This is a genomic window from Pseudomonas sp. Irchel s3h17 (assembly GCF_900187505.1).
Taxonomy (GTDB): domain Bacteria; phylum Pseudomonadota; class Gammaproteobacteria; order Pseudomonadales; family Pseudomonadaceae; genus Aquipseudomonas.
The window spans coordinates 155,024-176,988 of record NZ_FYDL01000002.1 but is presented as its reverse complement, the minus strand read 5'-3'; the positions used below and the strand labels follow the sequence as shown (position 1 = coordinate 176,988).

The window sequence follows — 21,965 nt, the reverse complement described above, 5'->3', positions numbered from 1 at the left end:
GTGCGCAACCGCTGATTATTCGTGGTGCGCCCTCGGCTATACTCCCCAGCATTTGAATGGCCCCGAGGACTGACTGTGAAGAACTGGACGTTACGCCAACGCATATTGGCGAGTTTTGCGGTGATCATCACCATCATGTTCCTGATGGTTGTTGTCTCCTATTCACGGTTGCTGAAGATCGAGGCCAGTGAAAACAGCGTGCGTGACGAGGCGGTGCCCGGGCTTTATTACAGTTCGATGATTCGCAGCGCCTGGGTCGACAGTTATTTGCAGACTCAGAAAATGCTGGGCCTGGAGGAAGGCCAGGGCGTCACCGCGGAAAATATCGCTGAATTCAAGTCCTATGAGCAGCATCTTCAAACGCTGATGGCTGACTACGCCGCCACCATTCATGGCAACGAGGACCGCAAGGAATTCGACTTGTTCGAGAAGGCGCACCAGAACTACGCCATCATTCTGGCTTCGGTCCTGGAGTTGCATAGGAACAACCAGGAAGCCGAAGCGACCAAAATGTTCACCGAACAACTGACGCCGGCCTGGACTGCAGGTCGTGTGAAGCTCAATGAGATCATCGGCGAGAACAAGGTCGTGGCCGACCATGCCACGGCGGCCATCGACGATGCCGTGTTCGCGGCAAAAATCAGCATGGGCCTGTCGCTGCTGGTGGCGATCTTCGTCGCTGGGCTCTGCGGTCTGCTGCTGATGCGCGCGATCATGTCGCCGATGAACCGCATCGTGAATATCCTCGAAACCATGCGCACCGGAGACCTGAGCAATCGCCTGAACCTGGATCGCAAAGACGAATTCGGGGCGGTGGAAGCCGGTTTCAACGACATGATGACCGAGTTGACCTCACTGGTGTCCCAGGCACAGCGCTCCTCGGTACAGGTCACCACCTCGGTGACGGAAATTGCCGCGACGTCCAAGCAACAGCAGGCCACCGCCACCGAGACCGCCGCGACCACCACGGAAATCGGCGCCACCTCGCGGGAAATCGCCGCGACCTCCCGTGACCTGGTGCGCACCATGACCGAGGTGTCCACGGCGGCCGACCAGGCTTCGGTACTGGCCGGTTCCGGTCAGCAAGGGCTGGCGCGCATGGAAGACACCATGCATTCGGTGATGGGCGCCGCCGACCTGGTCAACGCCAAGCTGGCGATCCTCAACGAGAAGGCCGGCAACATCAATCAGGTGGTGGTGACTATCGTCAAAGTCGCCGACCAGACCAACCTGCTGTCGCTCAACGCGGCGATCGAAGCGGAAAAGGCCGGTGAATACGGACGCGGTTTTGCCGTAGTGGCCACCGAAGTCCGGCGCCTGGCCGACCAGACCGCTGTCGCGACCTATGACATCGAGCAAATGGTGCGCGAGATCCAGTCCGCGGTGTCGGCCGGTGTGATGGGGATGGACAAGTTCTCCGAAGAAGTGCGCCGTGGCATGTCCGAAGTGCAGCAGGTCGGCGAGCAGTTGTCGCAGATCATTCATCAGGTCCAGGCGCTGGCGCCTCGGGTGTTGATGGTCAACGAAGGCATGCAGGCCCAGGCCACGGGTGCCGAGCAGATCAATCATGCGCTGGTGCAGTTGGGCGATGCCAGCGGCCAGACGGTCGAGTCCCTGCGTCAGGCCAGTTTCGCCATCGACGAGCTGAGCCAGGTGGCCGTCGGGCTGCGCAGCGGCGTCTCGCGATTCAAAGTCTGATGAGCGAGCTCGTGGTCAAGCGGGGCACTGGCGTGGCACCGAAGCAGTCGCTGTTCCTGGTGTTTCGCATCGGTGAGGAGCGTTATGCCGTGCAAGCGGTGGAGGTGGCTGAAGTGCTGCCCTGCCTGCCGCTCAAACCCATTGCCAGGACCCCGCCGTGGGTCGCCGGCGTGTTTGCCTATCGCGGCCTGATCGTGCCGGTGATCGATGTGGGCGCCCTGGCGTTCGGCCAGCCGGCCCAGGCACGCACCAGTACGCGCCTGGTGTTGGTGCACTATCGGCCGGACGAGACGGAACCCGCGCAACTGCTGGGTCTGATTCTTGAACAGGCCACCGATACCCTGCGGTGCGATCCCGAGGAGTTCCAGCCCTATGGCCTGGACAACCGCCAGGCGCCGTATCTGGGGCCAGTGCGCGAAGATGCCCGGGGGTTGTTGCAATGGGTGCGGGTGGCGGACCTGCTGGACGCGCAGGTGCGGGCGCTGCTGTTTCCATCGCCCCCTCTGGATCTGGCGATGCTCGAGGAGGGCGCATGAGCAGCGACCAGCGTTTTTTCGACTTCCTCAAGGAGCGCATCGGCCTGGACGTGAGCTCGGTCGGGCCGGCGATCATCGAGCGCGCGGTACGCCAGCGCACGGCAGCGCAACAGGTGGAAACCTCCGATGAATACTGGCACCACCTGCAAGGTTCGCGCGAGGAACAGCAAGCGCTGATCGAAGCGGTGATCGTTCCCGAAACCTGGTTTTTCCGCTACCCGGAGTCCTTTGCCACCCTGGTCAGGCTGGCGACCAAGCGCCTGGCCGAGATCAAGGGCATGCGCGCGTTGCGGATTCTCAGCTTGCCGTGCTCCACCGGCGAGGAGCCGTACTCGATCGCCATGGCGTTGCTCGATACCGGGCTTGCGCCCCATCAGTTCAAGGTCGAAGGCCTGGATGTCAGCCCGTTGTCGGTCGAGCGAGCCAAGCATGCGTGCTACACCAGGAACTCCTTTCGTGGGCAGCCCATGGATTTTCGCGAGCGACATTTCACTGTCGAAGGCGAGCGCTATCACCTCAGTGAGCGGGTGCGCGAGCAAGTGCGCCTGCAAGTGGGGAATCTGCTGGACCCGACGCTGCTGGCCGATGAAGCGCCCTATGACTTCGTGTTTTGCCGCAATCTGCTGATCTATTTCGATCAGCCCACCCAGCAGCAGGTTTTTCAAGTGCTCAAGCGCCTGACCCATGAGGACGGCGTGCTGTTTATCGGTCCGGCCGAAGGCAGCCTGCTGGGGCGCCTGGGCATGCGCTCGATCGGGATCGCCCAGTCGTTTGCCTTCAGTCGTCACAGTGCCCCTACACCTGAGCCGCCGACCTTTATCGCGCCACCGCTGCCGGTCAGTTTGCCTGTGCGTAACACTGCGCCGCCGACGGTTCGCAGTCGCCCTTTCGCTACGCAAGCTCCTGCACCTGCGGCACCGCGTAGCTTTGATAAAACGCCGAGCACTGATGCCGCAGTGCTGTTGGCAAACATTGCGACCCTGGCCAACGAAGGCAAGAGCCTCGAGGCGCGAGCGGCTTGCGAAGACTATTTACGTGGCCACGGGCCGGTGGCGCAGGTGTTCTATTGGCTGGGGCTGCTCAGCGATGTCGCCGGCAGCGTGCTGGAAGCCCAGGGTTACTACCGCAAGGCGTTGTACCTGGAGCCGCAACACCCGGAGACCTTGATGCACCTGGCGGCATTGCTGGCGTCCCAGGGCGATGCGGCGGGCGCCCGTCGCTTGCAGGAGCGTGCCGCCCGCAACGAACGTACCGCTGACAGTGAGCGTAAACGATGACCGGTTCTGTTTCATTGAACGTGACCCATGAAGATGCCCAGGCCATCGACGACTGCTGGAACCGCATCGGTATTCACGGCGACAAGTCCTGCCCATTGCTGTCCGAACATATTCATTGCCGTAACTGTGCGGTGTACTCCGCTGCGGCTACGCGGTTGCTGGATCGTTATGCCCTGCAGCAAGACGATGAGGCCCATTCGTCTGCCACCGTCGAGGCGGATGTCGTCACGCGTTCGTTGCTGATGTTCCGCCTGGGCGAAGAATGGCTGGCGCTGAGCACCCGCAGCCTGGTGGAAGTGGCGCCCTTGCAGGCGATTCATTCCTTGCCCCATCAACGTTCGCGGGCCCTGATGGGGGTTGCCAATGTGCGCGGTGCGCTGGTGGCCTGCCTGTCGCTGGTGCAGTTGCTGGAGCTGGAAGTCACCGCGGGCGTGGCATCAACCGCACGGGTCATGCCGCGCATGCTGATCATCGCGGCACACGGTGGCCCGGTGGTGGTACCGGTGGATGAGGTGGACGGGATTCACGCCATCGATGAGCGAATCCTCGACCGCGCTTCCCGCTCGGGGCCGCAGGCCGGCGCCAAGTACACCCGGGGCGTGCTGCCGTTCAAGGGCCATAGTTTGCGCTGGCTGGACGAAGAGCAGTTGTTGTCCGCCGTGACCCGGAGCCTGACATGACCCCAGATCAAATGCGCGACGCCTCATTGCTGGAGCTGTTCAGTCTCGAGGCCGAAGCCCAGACCCAGGTCCTCAGCGCCGGCCTGCTGGCGCTGGAGCGCGACCCGACCCAGGCCGATCATCTGGAAGCCTGCATGCGCGCGGCCCATTCGCTCAAGGGCGCCGCGCGGATTGTCGGGGTGGATGCCGGGGTCAGCGTTGCCCACGTCATGGAAGATTGCCTGGTCAGTGCCCAGGAGGGGCGACTGTTCCTGCATCCGGAGCACATCGATGCCTTGCTGCAAGGTACCGATCTGTTGATGCGCATTGCCACGCCGGGCAGCGCCAACACCGGACCGAACGACATTGATGGCTACGTGGCGTTGATGGGCCGGTTGCTTGACCCCGCTGCGGTTGCGGCGCCGGTCATGGCGCAAACTCTGTTATCCGCCACTGCGCCGATGGCCGAGTTGCAACTCGACCCTCCAGCGCCGCCAGCGCCAACGATGGAGTCGCCAGACACCGCGTCATTGCTGGCCACGCCGGCGGAGGCTGTGCACAAGACCAAGCGCGTCACCGAGAGTGGCGAGCGCGTATTGCGGGTCACGGCCGAACGCCTGAACAGCCTGCTCGACCTGTCGAGCAAGTCGCTGGTGGAAACCCAGCGCCTGAAACCCTACCTGTCGACGATGCAGCGCCTCAAGCGCATACAGAACAATAGCCTGCGAGCCCTCGAAAACCTCAACGTCCACCTCAAAGAACAGGCCCTGGGCCTTGAGGCGCAAGAGGCACTCGACGATGCGCGGCGGCTGCTGGCCGAGTCCCAGCAACTGCTGGCCGAGAAAACGGCCGAACTCGATGAGTTCGCCTGGCAGGCCAGCCAGCGCGCCCAGGTCTTGTATGACACGGCGTTGGCCTGTCGCATGCGGCCGTTTGCCGATGTGCTCACTGGCCAGGCGCGGATGGTGCGTGACCTGGGCCGCAGCCTGGGCAAGCAGGTCCGGTTGGAGATCGACGGGGAGAAAACCCAGGTCGACCGCGACGTCCTGGAAAAGCTGGAAGCCCCGCTGACCCATTTATTGCGTAACGCTGTCGATCACGGCATCGAAATGCCCGAGCAGCGGTTGCTGGCCGGCAAGCCGGCCGAAGGCTTGATTCGCTTGCGCGCCTCCCACCAGGCGGGTTTGCTGGTGCTGGAGTTGAGCGATGACGGCAATGGCGTGGACCTGGAGCGGGTCCGGCGCAGCATTGTCGAGCGTCAGTTGTCGCCGAGCGAGACCGCCGCACAGCTGAGTGAGGAGGAGCTGCTGACCTTCCTGTTCCTGCCTGGCTTCAGCCTGCGCGACACCGTCACCGAGGTGTCGGGGCGCGGCGTCGGTCTGGACGCGGTTCAGCACATGGTCCGCCAGCTGCGGGGCGCGGTGGTGCTGGAGCAGAAAGCGGGCGAGGGCAGTCACTTCCACCTTGAGGTGCCGCTGACGCTGTCGGTGGTACGCAGCTTGGTGGTGGAGGTCGGTGAAGAGGCCTACGCCTTCCCGTTGGCGCATATCGAGCGCATGTGCGACCTGGAACCGGACGAAATCGTTCAGGTGGAAGGTCGCCAGCACTTCTGGCACGAAGGCCGGCACGTTGGTTTGGTCGCGGCCAGTCAGTTGCTGCAGCGACCGGCGAGCCAGACCAGCCCGGCAACGCTCAAGGTGGTGGTCATTCGCGAACGGGATGCGGTGTACGGCGTGGCCGTCGAGCGGTTTATCGGTGAGCGGACCCTGGTGGTACTGCCGCTGGATGAGCGCCTGGGCAAGGTTCAGGATATCTCCGCCGGCGCCTTGCTCGATGACGGTTCGGTGGTGTTGATTGTCGACGTCGAAGACATGCTGCGCTCGGTGGAGAAACTGCTCAACACCGGGCGCCTGGAGCGGATCGCACGCCACAGCCAGCAGGCGGCGCAAGTGGCACGCAAACGGATCCTGGTGGTCGACGATTCGCTGACGGTGCGTGAACTGCAGCGCAAGCTCCTGCTTAATCGGGGATATGACGTGGCGGTTGCCGTGGATGGCATGGACGGCTGGAACGCCCTGCGCTCCGAAGACTTCGACCTGCTGATTACCGATATTGATATGCCGCGCATGGACGGGATCGAACTGGTCTCGCTGCTGCGTCGCGACAACCGGTTGCAATCGCTGCCGGTCATGGTGGTGTCCTACAAGGATCGCGAAGAGGATCGGCGTCGTGGACTGGAAGCGGGGGCCGACTATTATCTAGCCAAGGCCAGTTTCCACGACGATGCCCTGCTCGACGCGGTGGTTGAGCTCATAGGAGGAGCGCGGGCATGAAAATCGCAATCGTCAATGATATGCCAATGGCCGTGGAGGCCCTGCGTCGAGCCCTGGCGTTCGAGCCGGCGCATCAGGTGGTGTGGGTGGCGGGTAATGGCCTGGAAGCGGTGCAGCGCTGCGCCGAGTTGACCCCGGACCTGATCCTGATGGACTTGATCATGCCGGTCATGGACGGGGTCGAGGCCACCCGCCGGATCATGGCCGAGACCCCTTGTGCGATCGTCATTGTCACGGTCGATCGCCAGCAGAATGTCCACAGGGTGTTCGAGGCCATGGGCCACGGCGCGCTGGATGTGGTGGATACGCCGGCACTCGGGGCCGGCGATCCGAAGGAAGCCGCAGCACCGTTGCTGCGCAAGATCCTGAATATTGGCTGGTTGATCGGTGACCGCGGCAATCGCGTGCGCTCAAACCCGGTACCGCCGCGCAGCCCGGGGCAGTGTCAGCGCCTGGTGGCCATCGGCTCGTCCGCCGGAGGGCCCGCGGCGCTGGAAGTCTTGCTCAAGGGCCTGCCCCCCGATTTTCCGGCCGCCATCGTGCTGGTGCAGCATGTCGACCAGGTGTTCGCCGCCGGCATGGCCGAGTGGCTCAGCAGTTCCAGCGGCTTGAACGTCCGCCTGGCCGAGGAGGGCGAACCCCCGCAAAACGGTACGGTTTTGCTGGCGGGCACCAACCACCACATTCGGTTGTTGAAAAATGGCACGCTGGCCTACACCGCCCAACCGGTCAACGAGATCTATCGACCGTCGATCGACGTGTTTTTCGAAAGCGTGGCCAGTTACTGGAATGGGGATGCAGTGGGTGTGCTGCTTACCGGTATGGGCCGTGATGGGGCCCAGGGACTCAAATTGATGCGCCAGCAGGGTTACCTGACCATCGCTCAGGATCAGCACAGCAGTGCGGTGTACGGCATGCCGAAAGCCGCCGCCGCCATCGATGCCGCTGTGGAAATCCGCCCGCTGGAGAAAATAGCGCCACGATTGCTGGAGATCTTTGCAAAATGAACGACATCAGCAGCGGTACTGGCCAGGTAGTAATTCAGGTGAATGCCCATGGATGATTTACAGCTCGACGATTTTAAAACCGATGAAAATGCCGCCATGGTGCTGCTGGTCGACGACCAGGCCATGATCGGTGAAGCCGTGCGTCGTGGATTGGCGAGCGAAGACAACATCGACTTCCATTTCTGTGCCGATCCGCACCAGGCCATTGCCCAGGCCGTCCGGATCAAGCCGACCGTGATCCTGCAGGACCTGGTCATGCCGGGCCTGGATGGCTTGTCGCTGGTGCGCGAGTATCGCAATCACCCGGCGACCAAGGACATTCCGATCATCGTGCTGTCGACCAAGGAAGATCCCTTGATCAAGAGCGCGGCCTTTGCGGCCGGGGCCAACGATTACCTGGTGAAACTGCCGGACAACATCGAGCTGGTGGCGCGCATTCGTTACCACTCACGCTCCTACACCACGCTGATCCAGCGCGATGCCGCCTACCGGGCGTTGCGAGTCAGCCAGCAGCAGTTGCTCGACACCAACCTGGTGCTGCAACGGTTGATGAACTCCGACGGCCTGACCGGCCTGTCCAATCGCCGTCACTTCGACGAATACCTGGAGCTGGAATGGCGCCGGGCCATGCGTGACCAGAGCCAACTGTCGCTGTTGATGATCGATGTCGACTATTTCAAGTCCTACAACGACAACTTCGGCCACCTGGAAGGTGACGAAGCCCTGCGCAAGGTGGCCGCGGCGATTCGCGAGGCCAGCAGCCGACCGTCGGATCTGCCGGCCCGTTATGGTGGCGAAGAGTTTGCGTTGGTGCTGCCCAATACCTCGCCGGGCGGCGCCCGGCTGGTGGCGGAAAAGCTGCGCCAGACCGTGGTAGCCCTGAAAATCCCGCACATTGCGCCGGCCGAGGGAGGCTGCCTGACCATCAGCATCGGACTCTCGACCATCACCCCGCAACCGAGCAGTGACAGCCGGCAATTGATCTCGGCGGCGGACAAGGGGTTGTACCAGGCCAAAAACAATGGGCGCAATCAGGTGGGGATTGAATGAGCCAGGCTGTTCATTCGTAGCTAAAGCCGCCAGGCGGGCTGCCGTGACGGCCTGATTACGTTATACTCGTCGGCTTTCAAAAGTTCGCCAACGAGTGCTGCCCGCCATGGAAATCAACCCGATCCTTAACAGTATCAAGGACCTGTCCGAGCGCTCCGAAACTATTCGGGGGTATCTTTGACTACGATCAAAAGCATGAGCGTCTGACTGAAGTCAATCGCGAGCTTGAAGATCCGAATGTCTGGAACAACCCGTCGTACGCTCAGGAACTGGGCCGCGAGCGGTCGCTGCTAGCTCAGATCGTCGAAACCCTCGACGAAATGCACAGCGGTCTGGCCGATGCCAAAGACCTGCTGCTGATGTCCGCCGAAGAAGAAGACCAGGCCGCCGTCGATGACGTCGCTGCCGAAGTCGAGCGCCTGCGCGAGTCCCTGGAAAAACTCGAATTCCGTCGCATGTTCAGCGGTGAGATGGACGCCAACAACGCTTACCTGGACATCCAGGCCGGCTCCGGCGGTACCGAGGCCCAGGACTGGGCCAACATCCTGCTGCGCATGTACCTGCGCTGGGCCGACAAACGCGGTTTCGACGCGACCATCATGGAACTGTCGGCCGGTGAAGTCGCCGGGATCAAGGGCGCCACCGTGCACATCAAGGGCGAATACGCCTTTGGCTGGCTGCGCACCGAAATCGGTGTACACCGCCTGGTGCGCAAGAGCCCGTATGACTCCGGCAACCGTCGTCACACCTCGTTCTCGGCCGTGTTCGTGTCGCCTGAAATCGATGACAACATCGAAATCGACATCAACCCGTCGGACCTGCGCATCGACACCTACCGCTCCTCCGGTGCCGGTGGTCAGCACGTAAACACCACCGACTCGGCCGTACGTATCACCCACGTACCGAGCAACACCGTGGTCTGCTGCCAGAACGAACGCTCCCAGCATGCGAACAAAGACACCGCGATGAAAATGTTGCGGGCGCGCTTGTACGAGCAGGAAGTGCAGAAACGCAACGCCGCCTCGCAAGCGCTGGAAGACACCAAGTCGGACATCGGCTGGGGTCACCAGATCCGCTCCTATGTACTTGATGCATCGCGGATCAAGGATCTGCGTACCAACATCGAGCGCAGCGACTGCGACAAGGTGCTCGACGGCGACATCGACGAGTACCTGGTGGCGAGCCTGAAGCAAGGCCTGTAAGACACTCTGTAGGAGCGGGCTTGCCCGCGATCCCCGGCCGCAGGCCGGGGGCAACGAACCTGATGGAATATTTAAAGACATGAGCGACCTAGAACTCGATCCGCAAGCCCTGCAACAGGAAGAAAACTCCCTGATCGCCCTGCGCAAGGAAAAGCTTGCTGCCGAGCGCGCCAAGGGCAATGCCTTCCCGAACGACTTCCGCCGCGAAAACTACTGCGATGCCCTGCAGAAGCAATACGCGGACAAGACCAAGGAAGAGCTCGCAGAGGCTGCAATCCCGGTCAAGGTTGCCGGTCGCATCATGCTCAACCGTGGCTCGTTCATGGTGATCCAGGACATGACCGGGCGGATCCAGGTTTACGTCAACCGTAAGACCCTGTCCGAAGAAACCCTGGCCTCGGTGAAAACCTGGGACATGGGCGACATCATTGCCGCCGAAGGCACCCTGGCCCGTTCCGGCAAGGGCGACCTGTACGTTGAAATGACCCACGTGCGCCTGCTGACCAAGTCGCTGCGCCCGCTGCCGGACAAGCACCACGGCCTGACCGACACCGAGCAACGCTACCGCCAGCGTTACGTTGACCTGATCGTCAACGATGAAGTGCGCCAGACCTTCCGCGTGCGTTCGCAAGTGATTGCCCACATCCGCAGCTTCCTGATGCAGCGTGACTTCCTGGAAGTGGAAACGCCGATGCTGCAAACCATTCCGGGTGGTGCGGCGGCCAAGCCGTTCGAAACCCACCACAATGCCCTGGACATGGAAATGTTCCTGCGCATCGCACCGGAGCTGTACCTCAAGCGCCTGGTGGTCGGTGGTTTCGAGAAGGTGTTCGAGATCAACCGCAACTTCCGTAACGAAGGCGTTTCGACTCGTCACAACCCTGAATTCACCATGTTGGAGTTCTACCAGGCTTACGCCGACTACGAAGACAACATGGACCTGACCGAAGAACTGTTCCGTGAACTGGCGCAGCTGGTTCTGGGCAGCACCGACGTGCCGTACGGCGACAAGGTGTTCCACTTCGGCGAGCCGTTCGTGCGCCTGTCGGTGTTCGACTCGATCCTCAAGTACAACCCCGAGCTGACCGCCGACGACCTGAACGACATCGACAAGGCCCGCGCCATTGCCAAGAAAGCCGGCGCCAAGGTGCTGGGTTTCGAAGGCCTGGGCAAGCTGCAGGTGATGATTTTCGAAGAACTGGTCGAGCACAAGCTGGAGCAGCCGCACTTCATCACCCAGTACCCGTTCGAAGTGTCGCCGCTGGCCCGTCGTAATGACGATAACCCGAACGTCACCGACCGATTCGAGCTGTTCATCGGTGGCCGTGAAATCGCCAACGCCTACTCCGAGCTCAATGATGCCGAAGACCAGGCCGAGCGCTTCATGGCTCAGGTGGCCGACAAGGACGCCGGTGACGACGAAGCCATGCACTACGACGCCGATTTCGTACGTGCGCTGGAGTACGGCATGCCGCCAACGGCCGGTGAAGGGATCGGCATCGATCGCCTGGTGATGTTGTTGACCAACTCACCGTCGATCCGTGATGTGATCCTGTTCCCGCACATGCGCCCGCAAGCGTAAACGTTTCAGTAAAAAAGCCGCCTAAAACAGGCGGCTTTTTATTGCCTGTCTGGTACAAATGTATCAATTGGTTACTTTTGCAGATTAGAGAGGAATACCTGTCGTGAACCGTGCAATTGCTCAAGAAGGTGCAGCGGGCATCGCCACTGCGGTCGCGGAAAGTGTTCAGTACCAGGGCCGCAAGGCCAGCCGACAGGGCAGTGAACAGCGTCGACAGGACATTCTCGACGCGGCGATGCGTATTGTCGTGCGCGATGGCGTGCGCGCCGTGCGTCACCGCGCCGTGGCCGCCGAGGCGGGCGTGCCGCTGTCGGCCACCACTTACTACTTCAAGGATATCGATGACTTGCTCACCGATACCTTCGCCCAATACGTGGAGCGCAGTGCGGCCTACATGGCCAAGCTATGGGTGAACAACGAAGGCTTGCTGCGGGAAATGGTGGTCAGTGGCGACGGCAGCCCTGAGTCCCGCTCGCAACTGGCCGACAATATTGCGCGGCTGATGGCGGACTATGTTCAGCGGCAACTGGTCACCCGTCGCGAACATTTGATGGCCGAGCAGGCGTTCCGCCAGGAAGCGCTGCTCAATCCACGCCTGGCGCTGTTGGTGCGCTCCCATCAACAGATTCTCCTGCAAGGCACCTGCCAGCTTTTCCAGGTGTTGGGTTCGCGTGAGCCACAGCAGGATGCCAAAGTGTTGACGGCGATTATCGGACGGATGGAATATCAAGGCCTGCTCAACGAGGCAGAGCCGCAGGCGGAAGCCGAAATGCTCGGTATTCTCACGCGGTACATGCATTTGGTGCTGGCTTCGGTGTAAACAGGACCGTTGCCACATTCGCGGGTGTGTATTCATAGGGAGTATTGAATGAAGTGCTGGCGTGTCGTGATCGCTCTGTCGTTCCTGCTGCTCAGCGGCTGCCTGGTCTCGTTCAAGGAGCCGTTGCCCGCCAGTGAGGCCGCGCCTGCAGCGTTGCTCGGCATGTGGACCAGCAAGAACGCCTGGGGCGAAGCACAGAACCTGGAGCTGACGCGCATCGGCCCGGGGCGCTACCAGGCCGTCAGCTACTTCAAGGCCAATCCCAGGGAGCGTGAGGCCTATCCGTTCACGGTCTCGCGCCATGGCAACCGCTGGTACGTCTCGGCCAAGGTGCCGGCCCAGTACGGCGGTCACTTCACCATTGCCGGCTTCGAACTCACCGACCAGGACGAGCTGGTGATCTATAACCTCGATCTCGACCTGATCAACCAGGCGGTCGGGCAAAAGCACCTGGGAGGCGAAGCCTTCAAGACCGACGACGGCGAGGGGGTGCTGGTCGACAGCCCCATGGATCAAGTGTTCGCCTACCTGGATGATCCGGCCAACTCCGACGTATTCGTCGAAGCCGCACGCTACCAGCGGCGGGTAAAAACCCAATAAACGCAGCAACGCAACGGTTATCAAAGGGAGCAACCGGTGGACGAATACCAGCAGACGATACGTACCCTGTCTGATCGCATAGTGCTGGCGCAGACGCCGATCCGCGTCCTCGATGCGGTGAAGTGGGACGACAACATCCGCAACGGCTTCCTCAAGGCCAAAGGCAAGGAAATGCCGGCGGTGGACCGTGACTACTACCTCAATCGGCCGCTGTCCTTCGACTCGAGCAAGGTCAAGCTGGAGTTCCAGAACATCGAGCGTGATATCACCCGCCAGTTGGGTCAGTTCAACCCGGTCGGGCAGATCATGCGGCGCATGTGCAAGGAGTACCGCATGGTGGTGCGGATGCTCGAGGCCCGTGGCACCGAAGACTTCGGGCTGATCTCGCAGGAGCTCTATGGCGCCGCCTCCGATGCGTTCCACGCCGGTGACCCGACCCTGGCCGACCTTGGCCTGATGATGTCCGATTACCTGAACAATATCGATGGCCGGGGCGACCTGAAGGACGAGCCGAAGATCCTCACCGCCAAAGAGGCGGTGCATCTGCTGCAAACTCGCTTGAACAAGGTGTTCGGTGAAACCGAGGAAACCATCCGGGTGTTTGAGTCCGACGGTATCGTCGCCGATGCGGCGGCGGGTGCCGACTACATCAAGATCCGCGCCGATGCGATGTTCAACGACCGTGACGTGCGCGCCCTGGAGGTCCATGAAGGCCTGGTGCATGTCGGCACGACGCTCAACGGGTTGAACCAGCCGATCTGCACCTTCCTGTCCAAGGGGCCGCCGTCTTCGACCGTGACCCAGGAAGGCCTGGCGATCCTGATGGAGATCATCACGTTCGCTTCCTACCCCAGCCGCTTGCGCAAACTGACCAACCGTACCCGGGCCATTCACATGGTCGAGGAGGGCGCGGACTTCCTGCAGATCTTCGAGTTCTTCCGCGAGCAAGGTTTCGAGATGGCTGAAAGCTATGGCAATGCGAGCCGGGTATTTCGCGGTTCGGTGCCCAATGGCCTGCCATTTACCAAAGACTTGTCCTACCTCAAGGGCTTTATCATGGTTTACAACTACATTCAGTTGGCCGTGCGTAAAGGCAAGCTCGAGCAGATCCCGTTGCTGTTTTGCGGCAAGACCACCCTGGAAGACATGCGCACCTTGCGCCAGTTGGTGGATGAAGGCCTGGTGGAACCCCCCAAGTACTTGCCAGCGCAGTTCCGTGACATGAACGCGCTGTCGGCCTGGATGTGCTTCTCCAACTTCCTGAATCACCTGAGCCTGGACCGGATCGAAGCGGATTACTCCAATATTTTGTGACTGATAAGGACACCCGTGGAGAGGGAGCTTGCTCCCGCCGGCAGGTCCGCGTTCGGGCGCAGCAGTCGTAAACCAATTGAACGCGATTTACCTGACAGACTGCGATTACAGCCTTTGGGGCCGCTTCGCAGCCCAGCGCGAGCTTGCTCCCTCGCCACGGACCAGGTCAGGTCCACGAAATCAACTCTTCACTGCGAGGTTTCAAACGGATGAGAATCCTCGGCATCGTCTGCCTGCTACTGACTTTGGGCGGTTGCAGTTCGCTGCTGTTCTACCCGGAGCCGGGCCAGTCGTTCACACCGGAAAAGGCCGGGCTCGAGTACCGCGATGTCACCCTGACCACGGTCGACGGCCTCCGGCTGCACGCCTGGTGGTTGCCGGCCAAGCAGGGCGTCGAGGTCAAAGGCACGGTGCTGCACCTGCACGGCAACGGCGGCAATCTGCCGATGCACCTCGGCGGTAGCTATTGGCTGCCGAAAGAGGGTTACCAGGTGCTACTGGTGGACTATCGCGGTTACGGTCTGTCTGAAGGCGAACCGAGCCTGCCGGCGATCTATCAGGACATCGACGCGGCGTTCACCTGGCTGGACAAGGCGCCGGAGGTCAAAGGCAAGCCGCTGATCGTCCTCGGCCAGAGCCTCGGCGGCGCGCTGACCGTGCACTACCTGGCCGAACACCCGCAGCGTCAGCGCGAGCTCAAGGCGTTGGTGCTCGATGGCGTACCCGCCAGTTACCGCGAAGTCGGACGGTTTGCGCTCAGCACCTCGTGGCTGACCTGGCCGTTCCAGGTGCCATTGTCCTGGCTGGTGCCGGACGGTGACAGTGCGATCGGCGCCATGCCGCGGATCAATGGCGTACCGAAATTGATCTACCACAGCATCGACGATCCGATCGTGCCTCTTTCCAACGGCATCCGACTGTATCAAGCTGCGCCCCCGCCCAGGGTGCTGCAGTTGACCCGGGGCGGCCACGTGCAGACGTTCGCCGACCCGGTCTGGCGAGGCGTCATGCTGCGCTTTCTTGATGATCCGCAGCATTTCAACGGTCTGCGCCGCCTGGGTGAGATCCCCAATTACCCGGCACCCCCGAATTCAGCAATCGAACCTCCAGAGAGTCCGCAATGAGTGAAGAACGTAACGCTATCCCACTGATCATCACCGGTATCTGCAGCATCCTGGGCACCGTCGCTGCCCTGTGGTGGTACGGCTACCTGCACTTTGCCAAACCGGAAGATGCGCTGCTGCTCAACGAGTTCACCATGCTCAAGACCGTGCCGGGCGAAGACTACAAAGTCTCCCTGGAGCCGGCCGCGCAAGTCGCGCAATGCATCGATGGCGTGCTGGTGTTGTTCGACACCGAGCAGAAAGGCCTGACCGGTGTGCTGATCAATGCCAAGAAAAAGGCCGTGCGTTGCATGGGCCAGGAAACCCCGCAAAAGCTCGAGCCATAACGGCGGCGATGCGAAGCCTTGTGGCGGGGGCGGCGACGCCCTCGCCACAGCGGTTCATCAGTGTTTCTGCTTGTCGCTTGTCGCCGACAATTGGTGCAGATGTTGCCGCGACAGGGCGAGGAAACGTGGCGTAGGTCCGACGTCCTCGTACAGCGGATCCCCTTCTTCATCGGTGGCGACAACGTGCTGGCCCTTCACATACGGGAAGCTCGCTTCGAGCTCTTCCAGGGCCGCGCCGATCAATTCCCCCAGCAGTTCCTCGGGGCGCCGTTTCGGGTACATTTCGCTGAGCGCCGCCAGGCGGGCGGCGGTTTCGACATCCAGGTGCAGGGTGTAGCCAGTCTCGGTCAAGCGCCCTGTGGCGGTTTCTTCCCAATGCTGGGCCAGTTCACGGATTTTCATAATGACCTCAGTGTGTCCCTGCTCGTGGCAGGGCGTGATGAGTGTCCGGCCGTGGCCGGTGGCAAGCCCTGGTGTGGCTTACTTATGAGACTAGCCGCAAGCCACAGGGTTTACCGTCGATTTGTCGCTTGCTTGTAAGAACCGGCTATGGGCGGCACTCTTGGGGTTCTACGCCGGAGCCTCAAAAGCCTTCCGCCATTCGTTGGAGAACTGCTGATGACCGATATCGATGCACGCTTGCGCGAGGATGTTCACCTGTTGGGAGAGTTGTTGGGCAACACCATCCGTGAGCAATACGGCGATGGGTTTCTCGACAAGATCGAGCAGATCCGCAAAGGTGCCAAGGCCGATCGACGCGGCTCGATGGACGCGCAACTGAGTGCCAGCCTCAATCAATTGAGTGAAGACGACCTGCTGCCCGTGGCGCGCGCGTTCAATCAGTTTCTCAATCTGGCGAACATCGCCGAGCAGTATCAGCTGATTCACCGCCGTGAGGAGTCGCAGCCGGCACCGTTCGAGGCGCGCGTATTGCCTGAACTGCTGGCGCGGCTACGAGCCGAGGGGCATGGCGCGGAGGCGCTGGCCAGGCAACTGGGGCGCCTGGACATCGAGTTGGTGCTGACCGCGCACCCGACCGAAGTGGCCCGCCGCACCCTGATCCAGAAATACGACGCGATCGCCGCGCAACTGGCGGCACAGGATCATCGCGACTTGACCAGCGCCGAGCGCGAGCAGATCCGGCAGCGCTTGCAGCGGCTGATTGCCGAAGCCTGGCACACCGAGGAAATCCGTCGCACCCGACCCACTCCGGTGGACGAGGCCAAGTGGGGCTTTGCCGTGATCGAGCATTCGCTATGGCAGGCGATCCCCCATTACCTGCGCAAGGCCGATCAGGCCTTGCTGGCCGCCACCGGCCTGCGCTTGCCGCTGGAAGCCGCGCCGATCCGGTTCGCTTCGTGGATGGGCGGTGACCGGGACGGCAACCCGAACGTGACCGCCGCCGTTACCCGTGAAGTCCTGCTGCTGGCGCGCTGGATGGCGGCGGACCTGTACCTGCGCGATGTCGATCAATTGGCGTCCGACCTGTCGATGCAGCAGGCCAGCGCTGCCTTGCGGGACAAGGCGGGGGACAGTGCCGAACCTTACCGTGCGGTGCTCAAGCAACTGCGCGAGCGCCTGCGGGCGACCCGTCAGTGGGCGCAGGCCTCGCTGGCGGCGACCACCCCGGGAGGGGCTGACGTGCTGTGCCACAACCGTGACCTGCTCGATCCGCTGGAGCTGTGCTACCAGTCGCTGCACGAATGCGGCATGGGTGTGATTGCCGATGGCCCGCTGCTGGACTGCTTGCGTCGAGCGGTGACGTTCGGTCTGTTCCTGGTGCGCCTGGACGTGCGTCAGGACTCATCGCGCCATAGCTCGGCGATGACCGAAATCACCGACTATCTGGGGCTTGGCCGCTATGAAGCCTGGGACGAGGAGGCGCGCATCAGCTTCCTGATGGCCGAGCTGAACAATCGTCGCCCCCTGTTGCCCACGCACTTCAAACCCTCGGCCGACACCGCGGAAGTCCTGGCGACCTGCCGTGAGATCGCGGCAGCCCCGGCGGCGTCACTGGGGTCGTATGTGATTTCCATGGCGGGCGCGGCCTCGGACGTGCTCGCGGTGCAACTGTTGCTCAAAGAGGCCGGGGTCCAGCGGCCGATGCGCGTGGTGCCGCTGTTCGAGACCCTCGCCGACCTGGACAACGCCGGGCCGGTGATCGAGCAACTGTTACTGTTGCCGGGTTACCGCGCCCGGTTGCAGGGCCCGCAGGAAGTGATGATCGGTTACTCCGACTCGGCCAAGGACGCCGGCACCACGGCGGCGGCATGGGCGCAGTACCGGGCACAGGAGCGCCTGGTGGAGATCTGCCGTGAACAACAAGTTGAATTGCTGTTGTTCCATGGTCGCGGCGGCACCGTGGGGCGCGGCGGTGGCCCGGCCCATGCGGCGATTCTGTCGCAGCCACCGGGTTCGGTCGCGGGGCGTTTCCGCACCACCGAACAGGGGGAAATGATTCGTTTCAAATTCGGCCTGCCAGACATCGCCGAGCAAAACCTCAACCTCTACCTGGCGGCCGTACTCGAAGCGACCTTGCTACCGCCTCCGCCGCCTGCCCCGGCATGGCGAGGCGTGATGGACGAACTGGCGGCCGACGGTGTCAGCGCCTACCGCGCCGTGGTCCGGGACAACCCGCAGTTCGTCGAGTACTTCCGCCAGTCCACCCCTGAGCAGGAACTGGGGCGCTTGCCGCTGGGCAGCCGTCCGGCCAAGCGCCGTGCCGGCGGGATCGAAAGCCTGCGGGCGATCCCGTGGATTTTCGGCTGGACCCAAACCCGCTTGATGCTGCCGGCCTGGCTGGGCTGGGAAGCGGCGCTGAGCAAGGCGCTGGCCCGTGGCGAGGGTGAGTTGCTGGCGCAGATGCGTGAGCAATGGCCGTTCTTCCGCACCCGGATCGATATGCTGGAAATGGTGCTGGCCAAGGCAGACGCGGACATCGCCCGGTCCTACGATGAGCGTTTGGTGGAGCCTGATTTGCTGCCTTTGGGTGCGCATTTACGCGACCTATTGTCGCAGGCCTGTTCGGTCGTGCTGGGGCTGACCGGTCAGTCGCAGCTACTGGCCCATAGCCCAGACACCCTGGAGTTCATCCGGTTACGTAACACTTACCTGGACCCGCTTCATCTACTGCAGGCCGAGTTGCTTGCCCGTTCCCGGCAGCAGGACGTGGCACAGGGCAGCCCGGTGGAACAGGCGCTGCTGGTGTCTGTGGCGGGGATTGCCGCCGGTTTGCGCAATACCGGCTAAGGCCTTGCGGACAATTCTGGCGGCCGTTTCGCAGCCCAAGAAGAGGGCTGGGAAACGGCGGCTGGCGTTTCTCAGGCGACACTTTGTTATGGGGTTGCGACTTGGAATACCTCGTCGCAAGGGCATGGCAGGCCCGGGTTCCTCCGACTTTCGACGGCTTGTGTGGTCCGTGCCTGCTGTGTATCTTGATCAGCCTTTGGCCGTTTGGGCGGCCCACGACCCTATTTTGAGATTGGCCCCAAGCGGCGAATCCGATCGTTTATAAATAAGAAATTGAGGAGCACATCGATGCGCGTCATTCTGCTGGGAGCTCCCGGGGCCGGTAAAGGTACTCAGGCTCAGTTCATCACCGAAAAATTCGCCATTCCACAGATCTCCACCGGCGACATGCTGCGTGCAGCGGTCAAGGCTGGCACCGAGCTGGGTATCAAGGCCAAGAGCATCATGGATGCCGGCGGCCTGGTCTCCGACGATCTGATCATCGCGCTGGTCAAGGATCGTATTGCCCAACCCGATTGCGCCAACGGTTTCCTGTTCGACGGTTTCCCGCGCACCATTCCTCAGGCTGAAGCCCTGGTGACTGCGGGTGTCGAGCTGGACCACGTGGTTGAAATCGCCGTCGAAGACGAAGAAATCGTGCAGCGTATCGCCGGTCGCCGCGTTCACGAGGCCAGCGGCCGCGTGTACCACACCGTTTACAACCCGCCGAAAGTCGCCGGCAAAGACGACATCACTGGCGAAGAGCTGGTGCAGCGCAAGGACGACACTGAAGAAACCGTGCGTCATCGCCTGTCGGTCTACCATTCCCAGACCAAGCCACTGGTGGATTTCTACCAGAAGCTGTCGGCTGCCAACGGCAAGCCGGTCTACAGCCACATTGAAGGCGTTGGCTCGGTTGAAGCCATCACCGGTAAAGTGCTTGAAGCACTGAGCTGAGAAAGCTGATTTGCTGTACCTTCAACGGCCCGCTTGCGGGCCGTTGTTGTTTATACTGGCGCACTTTTGACCACCTCCCTGACGGATACATCGATGAGTACCTTGCTGGCCCTGGACACCGCGACTGAAGCTTGCTCCGTTGCCTTGCTGCATGACGGCAAAGTGACGAGCCATTACGAGGTGATCCCGCGCCTGCATGCGCAGAAGCTGCTGCCGATGATCCAGCAACTGCTGGCGGACGCCGGCACCACCTTGCAGGCCGTCGATGCGATAGCGTTCGGGCGTGGGCCGGGGGCGTTTACCGGGGTGCGGATTGCCATTGGCGTGGTGCAGGGCCTGGCGTTCGCCCTGGATCGCCCGGTGTTGCCCGTCTCCAACCTGGCCGTGCTGGCGCAGCGTGCGTTGCGTGAGCACGGCGCCACCCAAGTGGCAGCGGCCATTGATGCGCGGATGGATGAGGTCTACTGGGGTTGCTACCGCGAAACAGACGGTGAAATGCGCCTGGTGGGGGCTGAAGCCGTACTGCCACCGGAAGCGGCGGCGTTGCCGGCAGAGGCTTCGGGTGACTGGTTCGGCGCGGGCACCGGTTGGGGCTATGGCGAGCGGATTGCCGTCAGCCTGAGCGGGCAGGACGCTGGCATGCTGCCGCACGCACAGGACCTGCTGACCCTCGCGCAGTTCGCCTGGGCACGTGGAGAAGCCATCCCGGCCGACGATGCGCAGCCAGTGTATCTGCGTGACAAGGTGGCGACGCCCAAGGCCCGTTAACGCCATAGTGTTGTTTGATCAAGGCTAGGGTTGCTCACTACCGTGGCGAGGGAGCTTGCTCCCGCTGGGTCGCGCAGCGACCCCAAAATTGCACTGCCGCGTAAACTGATCTGCGGGCGCTTCGCACCCGAACGGGAGCAAGCTCCCTCGCCACAAAGAGCAAGCGATTCCAATCGTCAGTTTCTTGCCTGCGCTTTTAAACCTTTTTGCTTTTATGTGTTCTAGTTATCACTTGGCAATTTGCGCACTTCAGGAAGTGCCGCTAAATTGCCATCATTGATCGTGAGCACGCACCTATGCGCATAGACGGCTTTTCTTCCCAGTCCTATCCCATTGCGCGCAAGCCCCGTAAGGGCCATGCGTCTGTGGACGAGTGCGTCGAGGACATCGATGACGAGCAGTCAATCCCTTCCGAAGAGCAACTGGCAGCCCGTGCGGCCCAGCGCTCGAGTAATCTTCCCGCCCGTCCGCAAGACCTGCTTTACCAGCGCGCCATGAGCAAAACCGTGGCGATGGCCCTGGCCAGCTACCTCAGCACCGCCACGTTTGTCGACTGGGATACGGAAGTGCTGGGTCTCGACCTGCACATCTGATGCGGCTGCCTTATTACCTCGGTTGCCCGTCCTGGAGCGAAAACGCCTGGCGCGACTACCTGTATCCACACAATGCCCGCCCCCATGAACTGCTTGGCCTGTACACCCAGGTGTTCAACGCTGTCGAAGGCAACACCACGTTTTATGCACGTCCCGCCCCGGCGACGGTAGAACGCTGGGTGCAGACCATGCCCGAGCACTTTCGCTTCACCGCCAAGTTCCCCAGTGACGTCAGTCACGGCGGCGACCTGCGCGAGCAAATCACCGCGGCCGATAGCTTCGTGCAGCTTCTCGCTCCGCTCGGTGAACGGGTCGCACCGCTGTGGTTGCAGCTGTCGGCGGCGTTTACCCCGCAGCGCATCGCTGAACTGGCCGGCTTTATCGATGGCTTGCAACGGCCCTTGGCGGTTGAGGTCCGGCATCGGGACTTCTTTGCCAAGGGCGATGCCGAGCGGATGCTCAATCGCTTGTTGCTGGACCGTGGCGTGGAGCGCATCTGCCTGGATCCTCGGGCGTTGTTCAGTTGCACCTCGACCGAGCCTTCGGTGCTCCATGCGCAAGCCAAGAAGCCCAATGTGCCGCCCCGCCCGGCGGCCTTCACCCGGTTCCCGCAGGTGCGCTTCATCGGTCATCCAGTGCTGGAGGCCAACGAGGTCTTTCTCACGCCCTGGGTCGAGAAAATCGCCCAATGGATCGAGGAAGACCGTACGCCGTACATCTTCCTGCACACCGCGGATAACCTGTTGGCCGCCGCATTGGCCCAGCGCTTTCATACCCGGTTGATGGCACGCCTGCCTGGCTTGCCGGCCCTGCCTGAGCTATACAGAGAGCCCGTCGCGGAGCAACTGGGCTTGCTCTGACGACGGGTCATTCCCTTCTACAGGAGCGAGC

Annotated in this window: 20 protein-coding genes; 19 read left to right on the top strand and 1 reads right to left on the bottom strand. The window is 62.0% G+C overall.

The window, feature by feature from the left end; all coding sequences use genetic code 11:
* Window positions 1–75: 75 nt before the first annotated feature.
* The 14 genes from CKW25_RS02890 (at window position 76) to CKW25_RS02825 (ending at window position 15,528) form a co-directional block, all read left to right on the top strand.
* A complete protein-coding gene (locus CKW25_RS02890; RefSeq protein ID WP_095077526.1) occupies window positions 76–1,698 on the top strand; it encodes a methyl-accepting chemotaxis protein in 1,623 nt (540 codons plus the stop codon).
* Window positions 1,698–2,234, top strand: coding sequence for a chemotaxis protein CheW (locus CKW25_RS02885; protein WP_095077525.1), 537 nt, complete (start codon window positions 1,698–1,700; stop codon window positions 2,232–2,234). Before CKW25_RS02890 ends, CKW25_RS02885 begins: the two co-directional genes overlap by 1 nt.
* The gene (locus CKW25_RS02880) at window positions 2,231–3,511 is read left to right on the top strand and encodes a protein-glutamate O-methyltransferase CheR (RefSeq protein WP_095077524.1); all 1,281 of its coding nucleotides are present in this window, start codon (window positions 2,231–2,233) and stop codon (window positions 3,509–3,511) included. Before CKW25_RS02885 ends, CKW25_RS02880 begins: the two co-directional genes overlap by 4 nt.
* On the top strand, window positions 3,508–4,191 hold the full coding sequence (locus CKW25_RS02875) for a chemotaxis protein CheW (RefSeq protein WP_095077523.1): 684 nt from the start codon (window positions 3,508–3,510) through the stop codon (window positions 4,189–4,191). Before CKW25_RS02880 ends, CKW25_RS02875 begins: the two co-directional genes overlap by 4 nt.
* Window positions 4,188–6,503 carry a hybrid sensor histidine kinase/response regulator gene (locus CKW25_RS02870; RefSeq protein ID WP_095077522.1) on the top strand — a complete coding sequence of 772 codons (2,316 nt, stop codon included), beginning with the start codon at window positions 4,188–4,190 and terminating at the stop codon, window positions 6,501–6,503. The genes CKW25_RS02875 and CKW25_RS02870 overlap by 4 nt, the downstream gene beginning before the upstream one ends.
* On the top strand, window positions 6,500–7,510 hold the full coding sequence (locus CKW25_RS02865; protein ID WP_095077520.1) for a chemotaxis response regulator protein-glutamate methylesterase: 1,011 nt from the start codon (window positions 6,500–6,502) through the stop codon (window positions 7,508–7,510). The genes CKW25_RS02870 and CKW25_RS02865 overlap by 4 nt, the downstream gene beginning before the upstream one ends.
* A 48-nt stretch (window positions 7,511–7,558) precedes the next feature.
* The gene (locus tag CKW25_RS02860) at window positions 7,559–8,560 is read left to right on the top strand and encodes a PleD family two-component system response regulator (protein WP_095077519.1); all 1,002 of its coding nucleotides are present in this window, start codon (window positions 7,559–7,561) and stop codon (window positions 8,558–8,560) included.
* A 106-nt stretch (window positions 8,561–8,666) separates the two neighbouring features.
* Window positions 8,667–9,762 (top strand): peptide chain release factor 2 gene (gene prfB / locus CKW25_RS02855; protein ID WP_143497250.1). Its coding sequence is split into 2 segments (ribosomal slippage): window positions 8,667–8,738 and window positions 8,740–9,762, totalling 1,095 coding nucleotides; the frame shifts between segments, so codons are not numbered across the junction.
* Window positions 9,763–9,841: 79 nt separating this feature from the next.
* Entirely contained in the window at window positions 9,842–11,344 is a 1,503-nt protein-coding gene (lysS, locus tag CKW25_RS02850; RefSeq protein WP_095077518.1) for a lysine--tRNA ligase, read from the top strand.
* A 115-nt stretch (window positions 11,345–11,459) separates the two neighbouring features.
* Window positions 11,460–12,164, top strand: a complete 705-nt coding sequence (locus CKW25_RS02845) for a TetR/AcrR family transcriptional regulator (protein WP_095077918.1) — start codon at window positions 11,460–11,462, stop codon at window positions 12,162–12,164.
* 48 nt (window positions 12,165–12,212) lie between these two features.
* Window positions 12,213–12,764, top strand: coding sequence for a hypothetical protein (locus CKW25_RS02840; protein WP_095077516.1), 552 nt, complete (start codon window positions 12,213–12,215; stop codon window positions 12,762–12,764).
* A gap of 36 nt (window positions 12,765–12,800) precedes the next feature.
* Window positions 12,801–14,078, top strand: coding sequence for a flavohemoglobin expression-modulating QEGLA motif protein (locus CKW25_RS02835; protein ID WP_095077515.1), 1,278 nt, complete (start codon window positions 12,801–12,803; stop codon window positions 14,076–14,078).
* Window positions 14,079–14,287: 209 nt separating this feature from the next.
* Window positions 14,288–15,202: an alpha/beta hydrolase gene (locus tag CKW25_RS02830; RefSeq protein ID WP_095077514.1), complete on the top strand. Its 915-nt coding sequence runs from the start codon at window positions 14,288–14,290 to the stop codon at window positions 15,200–15,202.
* A complete protein-coding gene (locus tag CKW25_RS02825) occupies window positions 15,199–15,528 on the top strand; it encodes a hypothetical protein (protein WP_095077513.1) in 330 nt (109 codons plus the stop codon). Before CKW25_RS02830 ends, CKW25_RS02825 begins: the two co-directional genes overlap by 4 nt.
* A gap of 57 nt (window positions 15,529–15,585) precedes the next feature.
* Here CKW25_RS02825 and CKW25_RS02820 read toward each other — a convergent pair whose 3' ends face one another.
* On the bottom strand, window positions 15,586–15,930 hold the full coding sequence (locus CKW25_RS02820; protein WP_095077512.1) for a pilin assembly protein: 345 nt from the start codon (window positions 15,928–15,930) through the stop codon (window positions 15,586–15,588).
* Window positions 15,931–16,146: 216 nt separating this feature from the next.
* Here CKW25_RS02820 and ppc point away from each other — a divergent pair, with 216 nt between their 5' ends.
* The 5 genes from ppc to CKW25_RS02795 all read left to right on the top strand — a co-directional run bounded on the left by ppc (window position 16,147) and on the right by CKW25_RS02795 (window position 21,934).
* The gene (ppc, locus tag CKW25_RS02815) at window positions 16,147–18,777 is read left to right on the top strand and encodes a phosphoenolpyruvate carboxylase (protein WP_095077511.1); all 2,631 of its coding nucleotides are present in this window, start codon (window positions 16,147–16,149) and stop codon (window positions 18,775–18,777) included.
* Window positions 18,778–19,065: 288 nt separating this feature from the next.
* Window positions 19,066–19,713: an adenylate kinase gene (gene adk, locus CKW25_RS02810; protein ID WP_095077510.1), complete on the top strand. Its 648-nt coding sequence runs from the start codon at window positions 19,066–19,068 to the stop codon at window positions 19,711–19,713.
* 93 nt (window positions 19,714–19,806) lie between these two features.
* Complete coding sequence (gene tsaB / locus CKW25_RS02805; RefSeq protein WP_095077509.1) at window positions 19,807–20,481, top strand: tRNA (adenosine(37)-N6)-threonylcarbamoyltransferase complex dimerization subunit type 1 TsaB; 675 nt, start codon at window positions 19,807–19,809, stop codon at window positions 20,479–20,481.
* A 296-nt stretch (window positions 20,482–20,777) separates the two neighbouring features.
* Complete coding sequence (locus CKW25_RS02800; protein WP_095077508.1) at window positions 20,778–21,074, top strand: hypothetical protein; 297 nt, start codon at window positions 20,778–20,780, stop codon at window positions 21,072–21,074.
* A complete protein-coding gene (locus CKW25_RS02795) occupies window positions 21,074–21,934 on the top strand; it encodes a DUF72 domain-containing protein (RefSeq protein WP_095077507.1) in 861 nt (286 codons plus the stop codon). Before CKW25_RS02800 ends, CKW25_RS02795 begins: the two co-directional genes overlap by 1 nt.
* Window positions 21,935–21,965: the final 31 nt, after the last annotated feature.

Excerpts from the sequence above, each read along its gene's own strand:
- ppc (WP_095077511.1), top strand. The coding sequence starts at position 16,147 with ATGACCGATATCGATGCACGCTTGCGCGAGGATGTTCACCTGTTGGGA.
- CKW25_RS02870 (WP_095077522.1), top strand. The coding sequence starts at position 4,188 with ATGACCCCAGATCAAATGCGCGACGCCTCATTGCTGGAGCTGTTCAGT.
- CKW25_RS02860 (WP_095077519.1), top strand. The coding sequence starts at position 7,559 with ATGGATGATTTACAGCTCGACGATTTTAAAACCGATGAAAATGCCGCC.
- CKW25_RS02795 (WP_095077507.1), top strand. The coding sequence starts at position 21,074 with ATGCGGCTGCCTTATTACCTCGGTTGCCCGTCCTGGAGCGAAAACGCC.
- CKW25_RS02825 (WP_095077513.1), top strand. The coding sequence starts at position 15,199 with ATGAGTGAAGAACGTAACGCTATCCCACTGATCATCACCGGTATCTGC.
- tsaB (WP_095077509.1), top strand. The coding sequence starts at position 19,807 with ATGAGTACCTTGCTGGCCCTGGACACCGCGACTGAAGCTTGCTCCGTT.
- CKW25_RS02880 (WP_095077524.1), top strand. The coding sequence starts at position 2,231 with ATGAGCAGCGACCAGCGTTTTTTCGACTTCCTCAAGGAGCGCATCGGC.
- lysS (WP_095077518.1), top strand. The coding sequence starts at position 9,842 with ATGAGCGACCTAGAACTCGATCCGCAAGCCCTGCAACAGGAAGAAAAC.
- CKW25_RS02865 (WP_095077520.1), top strand. The coding sequence starts at position 6,500 with ATGAAAATCGCAATCGTCAATGATATGCCAATGGCCGTGGAGGCCCTG.
- CKW25_RS02875 (WP_095077523.1), top strand. The coding sequence starts at position 3,508 with ATGACCGGTTCTGTTTCATTGAACGTGACCCATGAAGATGCCCAGGCC.
- CKW25_RS02840 (WP_095077516.1), top strand. The coding sequence starts at position 12,213 with ATGAAGTGCTGGCGTGTCGTGATCGCTCTGTCGTTCCTGCTGCTCAGC.
- CKW25_RS02830 (WP_095077514.1), top strand. The coding sequence starts at position 14,288 with ATGAGAATCCTCGGCATCGTCTGCCTGCTACTGACTTTGGGCGGTTGC.
- CKW25_RS02800 (WP_095077508.1), top strand. The coding sequence starts at position 20,778 with ATGCGCATAGACGGCTTTTCTTCCCAGTCCTATCCCATTGCGCGCAAG.
- CKW25_RS02885 (WP_095077525.1), top strand. The coding sequence starts at position 1,698 with ATGAGCGAGCTCGTGGTCAAGCGGGGCACTGGCGTGGCACCGAAGCAG.
- CKW25_RS02820 (WP_095077512.1), bottom strand. The coding sequence starts at position 15,930 with ATGAAAATCCGTGAACTGGCCCAGCATTGGGAAGAAACCGCCACAGGG.
- adk (WP_095077510.1), top strand. The coding sequence starts at position 19,066 with ATGCGCGTCATTCTGCTGGGAGCTCCCGGGGCCGGTAAAGGTACTCAG.